The organism is Phyllobacterium sp. NPDC097923 (assembly GCF_044760925.1).
Taxonomy (GTDB): domain Bacteria; phylum Pseudomonadota; class Alphaproteobacteria; order Rhizobiales; family Rhizobiaceae; genus Phyllobacterium; species Phyllobacterium calauticae.
This window is the reverse complement of the sequence record NZ_JBIWBL010000002.1, coordinates 103,433-118,877: the sequence shown is the minus strand read 5'-3', so window position 1 is coordinate 118,877 and position 15,445 is coordinate 103,433. Positions and strand designations below refer to the sequence as shown.

At 61.4% G+C, this 15,445-nt stretch carries 14 protein-coding genes; 2 read left to right on the top strand and 12 right to left on the bottom strand.

The annotated features are described in order from the left end of the window. Window positions 1–27: 27 nt before the first annotated feature. The 5 genes from dapB to mepA form a co-directional block, all read right to left on the bottom strand. Window positions 28–852: a 4-hydroxy-tetrahydrodipicolinate reductase gene (dapB, locus tag ACIQWS_RS12905; protein ID WP_346307867.1), complete on the bottom strand. Its 825-nt coding sequence runs from the start codon at window positions 850–852 to the stop codon at window positions 28–30. Next, complete coding sequence (locus ACIQWS_RS12900) at window positions 849–2,681, bottom strand: ABC transporter ATP-binding protein (protein ID WP_346307866.1); 1,833 nt, start codon at window positions 2,679–2,681, stop codon at window positions 849–851. Before ACIQWS_RS12900 ends, dapB begins: the two co-directional genes overlap by 4 nt. Before the next feature lie 165 nt (window positions 2,682–2,846). Then, the gene (locus ACIQWS_RS12895; protein WP_105734066.1) at window positions 2,847–3,875 is read right to left on the bottom strand and encodes a glucokinase; all 1,029 of its coding nucleotides are present in this window, start codon (window positions 3,873–3,875) and stop codon (window positions 2,847–2,849) included. Between the two features lie 44 nt (window positions 3,876–3,919). After that, window positions 3,920–4,312, bottom strand: coding sequence for a methylglyoxal synthase (locus tag ACIQWS_RS12890; RefSeq protein WP_223614019.1), 393 nt, complete (start codon window positions 4,310–4,312; stop codon window positions 3,920–3,922). Window positions 4,313–4,734: 422 nt separating this feature from the next. After that, window positions 4,735–5,724 (bottom strand): penicillin-insensitive murein endopeptidase, encoded by a 990-nt coding sequence (mepA, locus tag ACIQWS_RS12885; protein WP_403180977.1) that lies wholly within the window; start codon window positions 5,722–5,724, stop codon window positions 4,735–4,737. Between the two features lie 157 nt (window positions 5,725–5,881). Between mepA and ACIQWS_RS12880 the strand changes: the two genes are divergently transcribed. Continuing rightward, window positions 5,882–6,922 carry a zinc-dependent alcohol dehydrogenase family protein gene (locus tag ACIQWS_RS12880; RefSeq protein ID WP_346306122.1) on the top strand — a complete coding sequence of 347 codons (1,041 nt, stop codon included), beginning with the start codon at window positions 5,882–5,884 and terminating at the stop codon, window positions 6,920–6,922. 7 nt (window positions 6,923–6,929) lie between these two features. Here ACIQWS_RS12880 and ACIQWS_RS12875 read toward each other — a convergent pair whose 3' ends face one another. The 3 genes from ACIQWS_RS12875 to ACIQWS_RS12865 are packed head-to-tail and all read right to left on the bottom strand — an operon-like array spanning window position 6,930 to window position 9,669. Next, a complete protein-coding gene (locus ACIQWS_RS12875; RefSeq protein ID WP_403180975.1) occupies window positions 6,930–7,799 on the bottom strand; it encodes an SDR family oxidoreductase in 870 nt (289 codons plus the stop codon). Further along, window positions 7,799–8,977: a tRNA epoxyqueuosine(34) reductase QueG gene (queG, locus tag ACIQWS_RS12870; protein WP_346306123.1), complete on the bottom strand. Its 1,179-nt coding sequence runs from the start codon at window positions 8,975–8,977 to the stop codon at window positions 7,799–7,801. The genes ACIQWS_RS12875 and queG overlap by 1 nt, the downstream gene beginning before the upstream one ends. Further along, the gene (locus ACIQWS_RS12865) at window positions 8,977–9,669 is read right to left on the bottom strand and encodes a glutathione S-transferase family protein (RefSeq protein WP_223614022.1); all 693 of its coding nucleotides are present in this window, start codon (window positions 9,667–9,669) and stop codon (window positions 8,977–8,979) included. The genes queG and ACIQWS_RS12865 overlap by 1 nt, the downstream gene beginning before the upstream one ends. Window positions 9,670–9,830: 161 nt before the next feature. On the opposite strand from ACIQWS_RS12865, the gene ACIQWS_RS12860 reads away from it, so the two are divergent. Next, a complete protein-coding gene (locus ACIQWS_RS12860) occupies window positions 9,831–10,637 on the top strand; it encodes an undecaprenyl-diphosphate phosphatase (protein ID WP_223614023.1) in 807 nt (268 codons plus the stop codon). A gap of 57 nt (window positions 10,638–10,694) precedes the next feature. Here ACIQWS_RS12860 and ACIQWS_RS12855 read toward each other — a convergent pair whose 3' ends face one another. From ACIQWS_RS12855 to ACIQWS_RS12840, 4 genes are all read right to left on the bottom strand, one after another. Continuing rightward, complete coding sequence (locus tag ACIQWS_RS12855; RefSeq protein WP_403179585.1) at window positions 10,695–11,663, bottom strand: complex I NDUFA9 subunit family protein; 969 nt, start codon at window positions 11,661–11,663, stop codon at window positions 10,695–10,697. 135 nt (window positions 11,664–11,798) lie between these two features. After that, on the bottom strand, window positions 11,799–13,067 hold the full coding sequence (locus ACIQWS_RS12850) for a D-tagatose-bisphosphate aldolase, class II, non-catalytic subunit (RefSeq protein WP_403179582.1): 1,269 nt from the start codon (window positions 13,065–13,067) through the stop codon (window positions 11,799–11,801). A 1-nt stretch (window position 13,068) separates the two neighbouring features. Further along, a complete protein-coding gene (locus tag ACIQWS_RS12845) occupies window positions 13,069–14,055 on the bottom strand; it encodes a sugar kinase (RefSeq protein ID WP_403179579.1) in 987 nt (328 codons plus the stop codon). Between the two features lie 113 nt (window positions 14,056–14,168). Next, window positions 14,169–15,215, bottom strand: a complete 1,047-nt coding sequence (locus ACIQWS_RS12840; protein WP_403179576.1) for a LacI family DNA-binding transcriptional regulator — start codon at window positions 15,213–15,215, stop codon at window positions 14,169–14,171. Between the last annotated feature and the right edge of the window lie 230 nt (window positions 15,216–15,445).

Sequence of the window (15,445 nt, the reverse complement as noted above, 5' to 3'; positions counted from 1 at the left end):
TGCAATACTCCTGTTGAACGGGAAAAGTCAGGTGTTGAGGCCAAGCACGTCGAGCATGGAATAGAGGCCCGGCTTGCGGCCCTTGCCCCAGAGCGCCGCCTTGACGGCGCCGCGGGCAAAAATCGTGCGGTCTTCCGCGTGGTGGGACAGGGTGATCCGCTCGCCCGGTCCGGCCAGGATGACCGAATGATCCCCGACGACGGAACCGCCGCGCAGCGAGGCAAAGCCGATCGTGCCGTCTTCGCGCGGGCCGGTATGCCCGTCCCGCACGCGCACGCTGTGGTCGGCCAGCGAAACATTGCGGCCTGCGACGGCCGCCTCGCCCAAAAGCAATGCCGTGCCGGACGGGGCATCGACCTTGTGCTTGTGGTGCATTTCCAGAATTTCGATATCGAAATCATCCGCACCCAGCGCCCTGGCGGCCTGCTTGACCAGCACGCCGAGAAGATTGACGCCGAGGCTCATATTGCCCGATTTGATCACGGCCGCATGCCGTGCCGCCGCACGGATCTTGGCATCATCGTCAGGCGAACAGCCTGTTGTGCCGATCACGTGCACGATGCGCGCCTGGGCGGCGAGTTCGGCAAAGGCGACCGTCGCGGCCGGAGCGGTGAAATCAAGCACGCCTTCAACGCCGATAAAGACCGACAGGGCGTCGTCGGTGACGGGGATGCCGAGATGGCCGACCCCGGCGAGTTCGCCCGCATCGAGACCGATATGCGGTGAACCGGGGCGCTCGATCGCACCGGCAAGCACGGCCCCGTCGATGGCCTGGATCGCGCGGATCAGCGTCTGGCCCATGCGGCCGCCGGCGCCGACAACTGCAAGCTTCATTTCCGATGTCCCGCTCATTCGGCTGTTCCTGTCACTGGTGCTGGCTGCATGTCATTGTCGTCGATGATGGTCGACTCTTCCTTGCCCTGCAACTGATAGAAGCGCGCATAGATGCCGTTCGGTACCCCGAGCAGGGTTTCGTGCACGCCTTCCTCGACGATGCGCCCCGCTTCCATGACGACGATATGGTCGGCATTGACGATGGTCGACAGGCGATGGGCGATGACGATGGTCGTGCGGCCCTGCATCACGTGTTCCAGCGCCTGCTGCACGCGCTTTTCCGATTCATTGTCGAGGGCCGAGGTGGCCTCGTCGAGCAGGAGAATGGACGCATTGCGGACAAGGGCGCGGGCAATGGACAGGCGCTGGCGCTGGCCGCCGGAAAGGGTCGCGCCGTTTTCGCCGACCTCGGTGCCGTAGCTCTGCGGCTGCAGGCGGATGAATTCGTCGGCATTGGCCAGCTTCGCCGCCTCGATCACCTCTTCATCGGTGGCATCGGGACGCCCATAGCGGATGTTGTCGGCAATGGTGCCCTCGAACAGATAGGGCTGCTGCGAGACATAGGCGATCGACTGGCGCAGGGATTTCTTGCTGACATAGGCAATGTCCTGCCCGTCGATGAGAATGCGGCCGCTGTCGATATCGTAGAAGCGCTGGATGAGGCCGATCAGTGTCGATTTGCCCGCCCCGGACGCGCCGATGATGGCCGTGGTCTTGCCGGCTTCGGCGGTAAAGCTGATGCCGTGCAGCACGGGCACGTCGTTGCCGTAGCTGAAGCCCACATTGTCGAACTGGACTTCGCCTGTCGGGACGGTAATGGGGACGGCGCCGATGCTGTCCGCCTGACGCGGCTCCACATCGAGAATCTCGAAGAACATGCGCGCATTGACCAGGGATCGCTCCAGGCCTACCTGGACCCGCGCCAAGCGCCGAACGGGGTCGTAGGCCAATAGCACGGCGGTCATGAAACCGAACATGGCGCCGGGCGGCTCCATGTTGATGACGGCGCGGTAGCCGGTGTAGATGATCATCGATCCGATGGCGATGCCGGCAATCAGCTCGGTGATCGGCGTCGTGCGCTCGGAAACGCGCGCAATCTTGTTCGCCCGCTCTTCGGCGCGGGTGATCAGGTGACTGATCTTGTTGCGCAACTGGTCTTCCATCGTGAATGCCTTCACAATGGCGATGCCCTGTGTCGCCTCCTGCATGGCGCCGAGGAGATGCGAATTCACCTGCACGGATTCACGATGGATGCTGCGCAGCCGCTTGGCCAGATAGCGCACGGTCAAAATCACCGGCGGTCCGATCAGCAATGCAAACAGCGACAGGAGCGGATCAAGGATGACCATGGTGCTCACCAGGGCAATCAGCGTTGGAATGTCCTTGCCCACCGTCGTCACGGTGATGTCCATGAGCTCGCGAACCCCGGCGACGTTCTGGTTGATCCGTGCGGCAAGCTGGGCCGACCGCGTATCGTGATAGAAATCGAGGCCGAGCTTCATCAGGTGATCGAAAATGCGATGCTGGTAGCGCGCGATGATATTGTTGCCGATCTTCGCCATGACGACCGACTGGGTGTAGGTCGCCACACCGCGGATGACGAAGGCGGCCAGAATGCCGAAGCTGATCGGGAGGATCAGATCCTCGCGCCTCTCGTAGTAGATCTTGTTGATCACGTCCTTGAAGATATAGGCCACGAACGCCGTGGTGAGTGCAACGGCCAGCATCGCGGCAAGGGCGATGGCATAGGATGATCTGTGGTCCCGAAGATTTTCGCTCAAAACACGCCCGATGACACGGCGTGCTTCGTTCGGATCGATTTTCTTCTTCTTGGTCTGATCATTCATGACGGACGGCAACTCGTTCGTATCAAGCGTTCAGGCAACGGTTTCGAGTGGTCGCGCCCTTCTTCAGGCTGACCCTATAACCTTATTGATCCGCCTTGCCTATCGGTTTTGGCCATCGTCGTGAACGGACAGGGCAGGTGTTGCCCTTCTGTCTCCGCGAAAAGTCTAATCCTTGCGCCAGCGGCGGCCCTCGGTTGCCACGCCGAAGCGGGTCGGCGTGCGCGAGAAGGCGGACAGCCCGCTGAGTGCCGCAAGCGGATGTGTGATGATATAGACCGGCGTCTCGGTCAGGATCTGGCGATGCGGTGCCTTGTCTTCGAAGGCTTCACGGAAAGACGGGTGTTTGAGCGGCTCTACGATTTTCTGGACGATGCCACCCGCGAGATAGACACCGCCGCGCGCCATGAAGGTCAGCGCAAAGTCACCGGCAAGACGGCCAAGATAGGTGACGAACAGCGACAGGGTTTCCTTTGCCTCGGCGGATTCGCCGGAAAGGCCGGCCGCGGTGATGTCGGCAGGGCTTTGCAGCGTGGCCGGCGTCCCGGCGACCTTGCAGATCGCGCGGTAAATGTTCTGCAGGCCGCGGCCGCACAACAGCTGTTCGCCGGAAATGCGTCCCTCGATATGTTCGATGTGCGGGAAGAGCTCGAGATCGCGCGCCGTGCGCGGACCGATGTCCACATGGCCACCTTCACCCGGTACGGGAACCCAGCTGTTGCGCGAGCGCACCATGCCGGCAACGCCAAGGCCGGTGCCGGGTCCGAGGACCGCGCGGCTGCCATGCGGGTCTCCGGCGCCGCCGCCCAGTTTTTCCAGATGCTTGGGTTCCAGCGAGACGACGGCCAGCGCCTGCGCCTCGAAATCGTTAAGCACGGTGATGTCGGAAAGACCGAGCGTTTCCATCATCTGGCGCGGCTTGACCACCCAGGCGCAGTTGGTCAGGTCGATCTCGTCGCCTTCCACCGGCCCGGCAATGGCCAGGACCGCCGAGCGCGGCTGGATCGATGTATGGTCGAGGATGGCGTTCTGGATGGCCTCGTCGATGGTCTCGAAATCAGCCGTCTGGATGATGGGGAACTCTTTCGGTTCCGCATAGGCATCGACAAGAATGGCGAAACGCGCATTGGTGCCACCGATATCTCCAACCAGGATTGGAAATTTCATGATGCAATCGGTGTCTGCAGAAGTAACCATAAATTCCGTCCCCAATCTCAATCGTGCTGCGTCATGCTTAACCGTCAATCGGCGCGCAGCAAACCCTTCTTTTGTACAAGAACCTCGGCGGTTGCCCGGTTCAAGGCCATAGGAATGTCATAGACGATGCCGAGCCGCATCAGCGCCTTCACGTCCACGTCGTGCGGCATGGGCGACAGCGGGTCGACAAAGAAAATCAGACCGTCGATCAGGCCTTCGGCAATGAGTGCTCCGATCTGCTGGTCACCGCCGAGCGGGCCGCTTTTGACCCGCGTGATCTGCAATGACGGGCAGGCCTCCATGATCAGTCCGCCGGTGGTTCCGGTGGCGACGATGGTGCAGGGCGCGAGCAGGCTCTCATAGGCGCGCGCGAAAGCCACCATGTCATCCTTTTTCTGGTCATGGGCGATCAGCGCGAGGCGAAAAGGCTGCTGCATCAAGAACTGCTCTGGTCCTGGTCTTAGGGTCAGGACCCATTAATATGACCGAAATGGCGCCTGAAACGGCAAGAAGATGCGAGGAGAGATGCGAAGGGCGGGGTCTTCCCCCCGACCGAGCAGCTCGACACTGCAGCTTGCAGCCGTTTCGGAGTCCGTAGGATACGGTCCATTTGCCCGGCTACATCGTCGCAAAGGACTTGAGAATGGATAAACATTCCCATCGCCTTTGCTCCTTGTATCCAAACAAATGGCCGCGTACCATTTCGACCAGATTAATAGGTCCTGACCCTAAATCGATTGAAACCCTATACTCAATTCGTGCCCGCCTGAAAAGACCGCAGACAAAAAAGACCTGAACCGGTGCCGCCTTGCCACTATCGCCGCCCGGCCTGCATGCCGGCCGGCGGCGGTCCGGTTGTCTATTTCGTCTTTATCCGCTGCTTGGGCAGGGGTACGGCCGATGGCTGGTCCGGCACGACCGCCGGGACATCGCTGCCCGCCGCGGCCTTTGCCCCGAGCCCATAGGTGACCTGATCCACCGATTGCGGTCCCGGCGCATCCAGGATCTGCGCGCAGGCCTTCGGCAGATCCGACAGCATCATGATCTTGGGCTTGACCGGCTTCTCCGGTTCGGGCGCCTTGCGCCATGGTTCGTCGGTGAACCACCAGGCCAAGGACTTGTCACAACCGTCGGATGTGCCGATGGGCTCCTGCGGCTTGCAGTTGGGCGAGCCTGGCTGACATTTGATGCGGACATGGAAGTGATAGAAGTGTCCCCAATAGGGGCGGATCTTGGCCATCCAGCTGCGGTCCCCCTGCACGGTCTCGCAGAGTTTTTTCTTGATGCCCGGATGAACGAAGATGCGCTCGACCTCGTCATAGCTCGCGGCCCGTTTCAAAAGCGCCGCATGGGCGGGCGTCCATCTGTCCGGGTCGACATAGAGCGTGTCGCCCTTCAGCATGGACCTCGCTTCCACCTTTTCGCGCTGGTCGTTGGTGAAGCGGTAATTGGGCATGGGCGTGAGCCAGATATCCGCATCGAGACCGACCTGATGCGAGGCGTGGCCTGTCAGCATCGGGCCGCCGCGCGGCTGCGAGATGTCGCCGACCAGCAGACCCGGCCAGCCGTCCTTGGCGGCGGCGTCATGCGACAGCCGCTCCAGCAGGGCGATCATGCGGGGATGCCCCCAATTGCGGTTGCGCGACAGGCGCATGACCTGCCAGGTCGGGCCGTTGACCGGCAGCGCTACGCCGCCGGCAAGGCAGCCCTTGGCGTAAAATCCCGTCGATTGCGCGGTGCCGAGCGTCGGCAGCCTGACCGCGCCGAAGAGCTGTTTGGCCGGACCGTCCTCGGCAAAAACGGTCGTCGCTGCGGAAAAAGACAGGAGCGCCGTTAGTGCAAGACGCATCAGGGTTCTTGATTTCATGACCACTGTCCACCAAACGAGAGGTAATTCCCGCAAATTTGCGGCGGGAATCCGGGCTTTATGATGGCCAGATTCGCGCGAAAGTCGCAATATGGCAACGAGGTGCGTGCCTCGATCTGATTCGAATGGAAGCCATGTCATGAAAGCAGTCGTCTTCGAGCAATTCGGCCAAGCCCCGTCAATCCGCACGGTGGCCGATCCGGTCCCGGCCGCGACGGGCGTTGTCATCAAGGTCGAAGCAACGGGACTGTGCCGCAGCGACTGGCATGGCTGGATGGGTCACGATCCCGATATCCAGTTGCCGCACGTGCCCGGCCATGAACTTGCCGGAACGGTTCAGGCTCTCGGCAGCCATGTCACCCAGTGGAAGATCGGCGACCGGGTCACCGTGCCGTTTGTCGGCGGATGCGGCCATTGTTTCGAGTGCAACTCCGGCAATCATCAGGTGTGCGAACATCAGTTCCAGCCCGGCTTCACCGCCTGGGGTTCCTTTGCCGAATATGTCGCGGTGGATTTTGCCGATACCAATCTGGTCAGCCTGCCCGATACGCTCGATTTCGCCACGGCGGCGAGCCTCGGCTGCCGGTTCGTGACCTCATTCCGGGCGGTGGTCGATCAGGCCAGGGTGAAGCCCGGCGAATGGGTTGTTGTTCACGGTTGCGGCGGTGTCGGCCTGTCGGCGATCATGATCGCGACGGCCATGGGCGCCAATGTGATCGCGGTCGACCTGACCGAGGAAAAACTTGCCTTCGCCCGTGAACTGGGCGCTGTCGCCACGGTGAACGGGTCGCAGCAGCGGGATATCGTCGGGGCCGTCAAGGAGATCACCAAGGGCGGGGCTCACGTCTCCATCGATGCGCTTGGCCATCCCTCGACCTGTTTCAATTCCATCGCCAATCTGCGCCGCCGCGGCCGTCACGTGCAGGTCGGCCTGATGCTGGGCGATCACGCCCGCGCGCCGATCCCAATGGACAAGGTCATCGCCTATGAGCTGGAAATCCTTGGCAGCCATGGCATGCAGGCCTTTCGCTACAAGGCGCTCATGGACATGCTGGAGCAGGGAAAACTTGCCCCGCAAAAGCTGATCGGCAAGCGGATCGCCCTCGATGAAGCGCCGGCGGCCCTGATGGCGATGGACCGGTTCGAGGGAACCGGCATCAGCGTGGTTACGAAATTTTAGAGCGTGGCTAGCGCCAGCTTCCGTCGCGCCACATCATCGAAAAAGCCGTGCCATAGTCGGGATAGCGGAAGGCAAAACCCAGTTTCTTGATGCGTGCATTGGAGACGCGCTTGTTCTCGCCGTAAAAGGAGCGCGCCATGGGGGTCAGTTCCGCGGTCTCGAAATGGGTTTCGGCCGGCGGTTCGATGCCCATCAGCTCGGCGGCGTAGGCGACCACATCCTGTGGCGGTGCGGGTTCGTCATCGGTGATGTTGAAGACGCCGCCCTCGTTGCGCTCGGCGAGAAAGCGCAGGGCCCTGGCGATATCGTCCACATGGATGCGGTTGAACACCTGTCCCGTCTTGTTGAGGCGGCGCGCCGTGCCATTGGCAAGATTGACGAACGCATTGCGTCCCGGCCCGTAAATGCCGCCGAGCCGCAGGATCGCCAGCGGTACCTTGTGTTCATCGGCCAGTTTCTGCCAGTCATTTTCCGCATCGACCCGTTCGACGGAGCGCGTCGACACCGGATGGCACGGCGTGGTTTCATCGACCCAGGCACCGCCATAATCACCATAGACGCCGACGGTGGAGAGATAGCCGATCCATTGGAGTTTCGGCATGCCGGAGCGGATCGTTTCGCCGAACTGCGCATGAACGGGATCGCCGGTCTGCCCCGGCGACGTCGAAATGACGATGTGGGTCACCTGTTCCAGGGCGCCGACGATTTCCTGCGATGCATGGGTGCCCTGAAACAGGAACGGCGTGATGCCATCCTGTTTGAGTGCTGCGAATTTGTCGTTGTCGCGTGTCGTCCCGCCGATGAAATCCGTTGTGTCGGCCATGATCCGGGCAAAAGCCCGGGCGGAATAACCGGCCCCGAAGAGAAAAATCCGCATCATTGTTTCTTTCCTGCATTGCGCCATTCGGTCAGTACGCTGGCATCGCCCTCCTGCACAGCATAGCGTATTTGCAGCGTAGCAAAATGTGCCGCATCGACAAGCTCCCCGAGCGCCCAGACGGCGGCACCACGCACGATGGGCGCGGGATCGTCAAGATGCCGCTCGACCAACGCAACCAGATCGGGTTGTCCGGAATTGCCGCTGGCGATGAGCACGTTGCGCAGGAAGCGGTCCCGGCCGATGCGCTTGACCGGCGAGCCGGAGAAGAGCGTGCGGAACGCGGCGTCATCAAGCGCGAGGAAGGTTGCCAGGTCCGGGGCTTTCAGATCGTCGCGCGCCTGCAGCTTGGCTTCCCGCGCCATCCCGGCAAATTTGTTCCAAGGGCAGACCGCGAGGCAATCGTCGCAGCCGTAGATGCGGTTGCCCATGGCCTTGCGGAATTCCGGTGCAATGGGCTCCTTGTGTTCGATGGTCAGATACGAAATGCAGCGCCGGGCATCCAGCTGATAGGGCGCCGGGAAGGCATTGGTCGGGCAGATGTCGAGACAGGCATGACAGGTGCCGCAATGATCGGTTTCCCGTCCGTCCGGCTCGAGTTCCGCCGTTGTGAAGATCGTGCCCAGGAACAGCCAGGAACCATGGCTGCGGCTGACGAGATTGGTGTGTTTTCCCTGCCAGCCCAGACCGGCCGCCTCGGCAAGCGGCTTTTCCATCACCGGCGCCGTGTCGACGAACACCTTGACGTTTTCGCCCGTGGCCCGCGAAGCAAACCGGCTGGCGACGCCCTTCAGCTTGCCTTTGATGATATCGTGATAGTCACGGTTCTGCGCATAGACGGAGATGGCCGCCTTGTCCTTCCGCGCGAGGATGTCCAGGGGATTGCTGTCCGGGCCGTAGTTCATCGCCAGCACGATGATCGAGCGCACGTCGGGCCACAGCGTCCGGGGGTCGGCGCGGCGCTCGGCGGTTTCCGCCATCCAGGCCATGCTGGCGTGGCGGCCTTTTTCCAGATAGTGGCGCAGGCGCTCTTCGGCGAGAGGAATGGCATCCGGCCGTGTAATCGCGACAAGGTCGAAGCCTGCGGCCCGCGCCTCCTCAATGATGAATTGTTTCAGCCGCTGCGGCTGCGCCTTTGGCCCTGAACGTGTCGCGGCTTTTGCATCCGCGGGCAGCATCAGAAATCCAGATCGCCGTAATGCGATGACGGCGGCAGGCCGCGCACGCGGTCCGATAGCAACGGGCGGAAGGACGGGCGCGATTTCATGCGCGTGTACCAGTCCCGGGCGGCCTTGTATTCAGACCATTTGATTTCGCCGAGATAGTCGAGAATGGAAATCGACGCGGCCGCGGCCATGTCGGCATAGCTCGGCGTCGGGCCGGCCAGCCAGTTGCGCGTCGCGGTCAGCCAGTCGATATATTTCATGTGCTGGGTGATATTGGCGCGGGCGGCCCGGATGGCAGTCGAATCCGGTGCGCCGCCGCCCTGTTCGGCGGTCATGTGCAGCTTGAAAATGCGCTCGCGCGCCATGTGCCGCGTCACTTCGTTTTCGAACTTGATCAGAAACCAGTCGACGAGACGGCGCACTTCGGCGCGGTTGAGCGAATCCTCGGGAAACAGGCGGCGGCTGCGCTTCAGGGCGCCGCGCGTCTCATCGATATACTCGGAAATCACCGTGGCGCCGGCAACGGGAACATCGCCTTCCGCCAGCAGCACAGGCAGCGTCCCGGCAGGGTTGAGCGCCAGAAACTCCTTGCGTCTCGACCAGCTGTTTTCCTCGATCAGCTCAACTTCAATATCGTATTCGTTGAGGATAAGCCGGGCATAGCGCGAACCGGTGGACATCGGATGATGGAAAAGCGTCAACATGGCAGGTGTTTCATAAATCTTTCGAACTGGCATTTTATCGGGGGGCAGCGTATTGCTCGGCCGCCCTTGAGTCTATGCGAACCTATAGGCGCAACTGCGGCGTGAGACAAGCAAACAGCATGTGATCATCCTGACCGGGATCACCATCGGAAGTCATAATCATGGAATCGCAGACAATTGTCGAAGCCCTTTTTCTCGGATTGCTGGAAGGGTTAACAGAGTTTATACCGGTCTCCTCCACAGGGCATCTGCTGCTGGCCGGACGCTTCCTCGGCTTTGAATCAAACGGCAAGACATTCGAGGTTCTGATCCAGCTGGGGGCGATCCTGGCCATTCTCACCGTCTATTTCGGCCGCCTGCTGAAAATTGCCCGGGACCTTCCTGGCGATGCGGGCACCCGGCGTTTCGTCGCCGGCATTCTCGTCGCGTTCCTGCCGGCCGTCGTCATCGGCGTGCTGGCGCATGGGTTCATCAAGGCGGTGCTGTTTGAATCGCCGATGCTGATCTGCATCATGCTGATTGTCGGCGGCATCATTCTGCTCTGGGTGGACCGGCTGGACCTGAAGCCGCGCTACACCAATGTCATGGACTATCCGTTGTCGCTCTGCCTGAAGATCGGTTTCATTCAGTGCCTCGCCATGATCCCCGGAACCTCGCGGTCCGGCTCGACCATCGTCGGTGCGCTCCTGCTCGGCGCAGACAAGCGCTCGGCGGCCGAGTTCTCGTTCTTCCTGGCGATGCCGACCATGGCGGGCGCCTTTGCCTACGACCTCTTCAAGAACCGCGATGTGCTGACACTCAACGATGCATCGCTGATCGCCATCGGCTTTGTCGCAGCCTTCATATCGGGCGTCTTCGTCGTGCGGTATCTTCTGGACTATGTCTCGCGGCATGGTTTTGCGCTGTTTGCCTACTGGCGGGTGATCGTCGGCACGGTCGGCCTGATCGCGCTTATCCTGGCGAAGTAGGAAGACAAAAAACCCCGGTCGAAGCCGGGGTTTTTGTTTGGAACTGTACCGCCGGAATCAGGCGGGTTTCTGGCTCGAATACTGCCCCTGCGCACGGAAGCGCCAGAGATAGGACGGCAGGATCGTCTCGATCGTCTGCGGTTGGATGCCGAGGCCTTCCAGCGTGCGATTGTCCCTCTTTGCCGCTTCGGACACAACGGAGTCCTTGTGCAGCAGCACCACCTGATCCTTGGTCAGAAGCGGTTTCGGCAGCAGGCCGAGAACAGAGCCCTGAAGCTTGGCAACCCACCATGGAATGGAGACCAGGATGCGCTTGCGTCCAATGATGCGCAGGGTTTCCTGCAGGCACTGGCGGAATGTCAGCACTTCGGCACCGCCGAGTTCATAGACCTGTCCGGCATTGAGTGAGCCATCGACGGAGCGGGCAAACACCTCTGCGAGATCGCCGACATAAACCGGCTGGAACCGGGTCTTGCCGCCACCGATCAGCGGCAGGAAGGGCGAGATGCGAGCCATGCCCGCAAAGCGGTTGAAGAAATCATCTTCCGGTCCGAACACGATGGACGGGCGGATGATCACCGCATCGGGCAATGTCTCGTGCACGGCCGCTTCGGCGCGGCCCTTGGTGCTGGCATAAAGCGAGGACGAGTGCGCATCCGCACCGAGCGCAGACATGTGGGTCAGCGGAACGCCGGCAGCGCGCGCAGCCTCGGCCACGGCGCGCGCGCCGAATTCATGCACGGTGCTGAAGCGCTGGGCGCCGCTTTCATAGGCAATGCCGACGAGATTGATGACGTGATCGGATCCGGCAACGGCGCGGTCGATCGACCAGCGGTAACGCAGATTAGCCTGAACGGCCTGGATCTGGCCGACGCCGCCGAGGGGTTGCAAATGGAAAGCGAGGTCGGGTCGGCGCACGGCGACGCGAACACGATAGCCACGCTTGGTCAGGGCCCGCACGACGTGACGACCGACAAAACCCGAACCCCCGAAAATCGTGACAAGTTTTGGCTTCGTGATTGTCATCTGGCACTCCTATGGAAATCGTCCAATATTCTCCTGCTGTTTAAAGCCTTTTGCCGCGAAGGCAAAGGGTGGATCGACAGCAGGTCTCGCGGCGCGTTGCCGCGCTTGGCCGGACGGAAGTGTGCCGGGTGCCCGTTACCAGCCGCAGGCAGCGGAATATTCCGCAAGCACCCGGTCGACGGCGGCAATCAGGATGGCTTCCGGATTGCTGCGGTCCGCGGGATGAACAGCAAGATCGGGCAAAAACTGCCGCAGCAGCGTTTCCGGGATGTCACGCCCCGCAAGAGCAGCCATGAGCGCGTTGACGGCCTGCATGGCTTCCGGCTCGGTCCAGTAATAGCGGATGCGGTCGCTGTAGCTGTAGTGGCGCTGAACATGCAGGGCATCGTCCGCTCCATGATAGTGCGACGCCCAATGCCCCGGCTTTTCCAGCATGAGGCGTTCCATGGCGCGGGCGAGTGAGCGTTCGCCATAGGATGTGTCGAGTTCCGAGGCGATCAGGTCGAGCCCGTAGAGGGCTTCGCGCAGTGCAAAGGTCAGGCCGGGGCCGACTTTGAGAATTGGAAATCCGTCGCGCACGAGCGCGGAAAGCGACTGCACCGTCTGGTAGTCGGTGGAATGGGCTTCGAACACGAATTGCGGTTCATGCGCCAAGAGTTTCGTCAGCGCCACGGCCTGATCCGGCCTGTATTCGACGACATTCTCATTGCCGAATTCGACACCGGGCTGCACGACAATACCGATGACGCGGTCAAAGGCAGCCTGAAGTCCTTCGCTGGCAAAGCGTGCGCGGTGAACCGCAATGGTGTGGCGCGCCGCATCCGGGCTGGTGGGCGTGACCTCGGTGAGTTCATGGTCCGCACCGCCCGGAACCGGGACTTCCGTGCCGATGATGTAATTGGGCAGGGCGAAGCCGCTTGCCGCTGCCGCCTGTTCGGCGGCCTTGGCGAGCCGTGCGGCGCGCTGGGCTGTGACCTCGTCATCGAGCGCCGGCGGCTCCCCGGCGCAGCCCATGCTGGCGTCCAGATGGATCTTGGTGAAGCCGGCCTGGATATAATCGACGACCATGGCTTCCGCCTTGGCCATGGCCTCTTCCGCCGGCAGCTTGCGCCATGGATTGGGGCCAAGATGATCGCCACCGAAGATGAGATTGGTGCGGTCAAAGCCTTCTTCGCGGGCAATCGCTTCGACGAAGACGACGAAATCGACCGGCGTCATGCCGGTGTAGCCGCCATATTGGTTGACCTGGTTGCACGTTGCCTCGATGAGGACGATCTGTCCGTGCTTTTTGCCGCGCCGCAGGGCCGCCCTGATGACAAGCGGATGGGCGGAGCAGACGGATGTGATGCCGGCATTGTCACCATTGCGGTGCGCCGTGGCCAACTGGGCGAGGGACTTGAACATCTTACTTCCTTGGTGTCGCAGCGATGAACTGGTCGAGTTCCGGGAAGGTCGACGTGCCTTCCATGGGGCCGCGGTGGGTCACGTTGCGGGCGCCGGCGGCATTGGCGTAATCGAGCGCCTGCGCCGCTGCATGGCCGAGACGGCGGCAGGTGAGATAGGTGGCGCCGAAGCAGTCGCCGGCGCCCGTCGGGTCGATTTCATCAACGAGGAATGCCGGGCGGCTGACACTGTCCGCCTTGGTGTACAGCGCCGAGCCATGCTGGCCGCGCTTCACCACGATTTCCGCAATGCCGGAGGCGATGAGCTCCTTGATCGCTTCGTCTTCGGTGGCCGCCGGGCAGGCTACGAAAAGCTCGTCGCCCGATGGCAGGAGCAGGTCGCACGCCGCCACGAGCGTCTTGAACTGGCGTCCGGTCTCGTCACCGGCGGCCAGTTCCTTGCGCATATTGGGATCGAGCGAAAGCGTGCCGCCGCGTTGCTTGATCTCCCGGAGGGCATAGTCGATGATCGGCCAAACCGCCGGGATCGACAGGGCGGATCCCATGACATGCAAATGTCCGGCCCGCCCAATCAGGGCTCTGGCGCTGTCGTTCAGGTCGATATTGCCTGCGGCACTGCGGGCGATGTTGTAGACGAAATCCCGCGTGCCATCATCGGCATAGCGGACAAAGGCGCTGCCCGTCGGATAATCGGGGCTGACGGCGATGGCCGAGACATCGGCACCGTCCCGGCGCAGCCGTTCGACATTCAGGCGCCCGAAATCGTCATTGCCAACCGTGGCAATGATGCCGGCCTGTCCGCCGAGTTTGGCCACCTGGTCGATAAAGATAGCCGGCGCACCACTTGGAAAAGGTCCGATCAGCGGCTGAGCGTCGAGGAATCCCTTGCCGATCGTCGTGGCCATGATCTCGACGAGGATTTCGCCAACAGTGATCGTCGGGCCAAGGCTCTCCGGGGCCAGGGAGGAAGGGGTCACGTCAACCGTCATGTCGCTGTCTGCCTGTTGTCTCGCGCTTGAATCGTCAATGCGCTCGGCACAAACAGATAAGCCCTATTATTTCCGTGTCAACAAATAAATCTTTACGCGCGACAAGTTTTGCATCAGGCTGACATGCGCAGCATGATCTCGGCGTTCAGCAATATCCGTTCATTGGCAGGCAGTTCGAATTTCGAGTCCTGATGCTCGCCGAGCTTATGGAACAGCAGGGCCGCCGCCAGCCTGCCGATCTCGTTGTAGTTCTGGGCGACCGTCGTCAGGGGTGGGCACATATAGCGCGACAGGGGCTGATCGTCATGGCCGGCAACGCGCAGATCGCAGTCCTCCCCGCGCCCGACCTTCACGCCGGCCTGGAAGGCGGCGGCAATCACGCCGAAAGCCACACGGTCATTGGCGCAGAGCACGGTTCTGGTGGGAAAGCCGCCATCGCGCAGGATCTGGGTCGTGGCATCGAACGCGGATTTCTCGAAATCCCAGTCGGCGGCCTGTTCCACTTCGATGACGCGCGGCTCGAGCTTCAGGCTGTCCATCGCCTCGCAATAGGCCTCGCGCCGTTCAAATGCGTTGCTATTGACCGGCGGCATGCCGAAATAGCACGGCGCATCGCCGGAACGGGTGAGATAGTCGACAATAAGCTGAAAGCTCTGCCGGTTGTTGGTGCCGACGAAGGGCGAAACCGTATCGAGCGGTGAGTCCACATAGATCATGGGAATGGACTCGCCCAGTTTCAGCAGTTTTTCCTGGTGCGACTGCACGCCGAGCGGCGCGATGATCGACCCGGCGACATTCATCGACTTGAAGGTTTCGATGGCGCGCTCTTCCAGTTCCGGCTTGCCGTCGGAGCTGAGAACGAAGGCGAGATAACCCGCCTGTTCGGCGATGCCTTCGATCCGGCGGGTCAGGGCCGTGTAGAACGGATCGGTTGAATTCGGGATGATGATGCCGAGAATATTGGTGCGGCGGCGATTGAGATTGACCGCGAAAATATTCGGGCGGAAGCCGGACTGCTTGACGGCGGCCTCGATGATGTCGCGGGTCTTCTTGCGCACGGAGTTGGGGTCGTTGAAGTATTTCGACACGGTGGGCCGCGACAGGCCGACAAACGCGGAAAAGTCTTCCATTGTTCTGATCGTCTTTTTCACCGCGCGCATTCCCTTTTCACGACCGATTCGCCTGTTTTAGGAGACATCGCCGTGCTTGTGAAGAAAATGTCCTGAGACAATTTCATCGGTCTTTCCGTTTGCATGCCTGGCACCCGCAACCCGCGAGGCCAATCAAAAATTTACAGAGCCGATCACATGCGTCAAGTTTTTGATTGAACCACAACAATTCTGGATCATGTCAAACTTTCGCTCCTGTAACGTTCGGCACCCGGCAATGT

Coding starts and splice junctions, on each gene's coding strand:
- dapB (WP_346307867.1), bottom strand. CDS start 852: ATGAGCGGGACATCGGAAATGAAGCTTGCAGTTGTCGGCGCCGGCGGC.
- ACIQWS_RS12900 (WP_346307866.1), bottom strand. CDS start 2,681: ATGAATGATCAGACCAAGAAGAAGAAAATCGATCCGAACGAAGCACGC.
- ACIQWS_RS12895 (WP_105734066.1), bottom strand. CDS start 3,875: ATGGTTACTTCTGCAGACACCGATTGCATCATGAAATTTCCAATCCTG.
- ACIQWS_RS12890 (WP_223614019.1), bottom strand. CDS start 4,312: ATGCAGCAGCCTTTTCGCCTCGCGCTGATCGCCCATGACCAGAAAAAG.
- mepA (WP_403180977.1), bottom strand. CDS start 5,724: ATGCGTCTTGCACTAACGGCGCTCCTGTCTTTTTCCGCAGCGACGACC.
- ACIQWS_RS12880 (WP_346306122.1), top strand. CDS start 5,882: ATGAAAGCAGTCGTCTTCGAGCAATTCGGCCAAGCCCCGTCAATCCGC.
- ACIQWS_RS12875 (WP_403180975.1), bottom strand. CDS start 7,799: ATGCGGATTTTTCTCTTCGGGGCCGGTTATTCCGCCCGGGCTTTTGCC.
- queG (WP_346306123.1), bottom strand. CDS start 8,977: ATGCTGCCCGCGGATGCAAAAGCCGCGACACGTTCAGGGCCAAAGGCG.
- ACIQWS_RS12865 (WP_223614022.1), bottom strand. CDS start 9,669: ATGTTGACGCTTTTCCATCATCCGATGTCCACCGGTTCGCGCTATGCC.
- ACIQWS_RS12860 (WP_223614023.1), top strand. CDS start 9,831: ATGGAATCGCAGACAATTGTCGAAGCCCTTTTTCTCGGATTGCTGGAA.
- ACIQWS_RS12855 (WP_403179585.1), bottom strand. CDS start 11,663: ATGACAATCACGAAGCCAAAACTTGTCACGATTTTCGGGGGTTCGGGT.
- ACIQWS_RS12850 (WP_403179582.1), bottom strand. CDS start 13,067: ATGTTCAAGTCCCTCGCCCAGTTGGCCACGGCGCACCGCAATGGTGAC.
- ACIQWS_RS12845 (WP_403179579.1), bottom strand. CDS start 14,055: ATGACGGTTGACGTGACCCCTTCCTCCCTGGCCCCGGAGAGCCTTGGC.
- ACIQWS_RS12840 (WP_403179576.1), bottom strand. CDS start 15,215: ATGCGCGCGGTGAAAAAGACGATCAGAACAATGGAAGACTTTTCCGCG.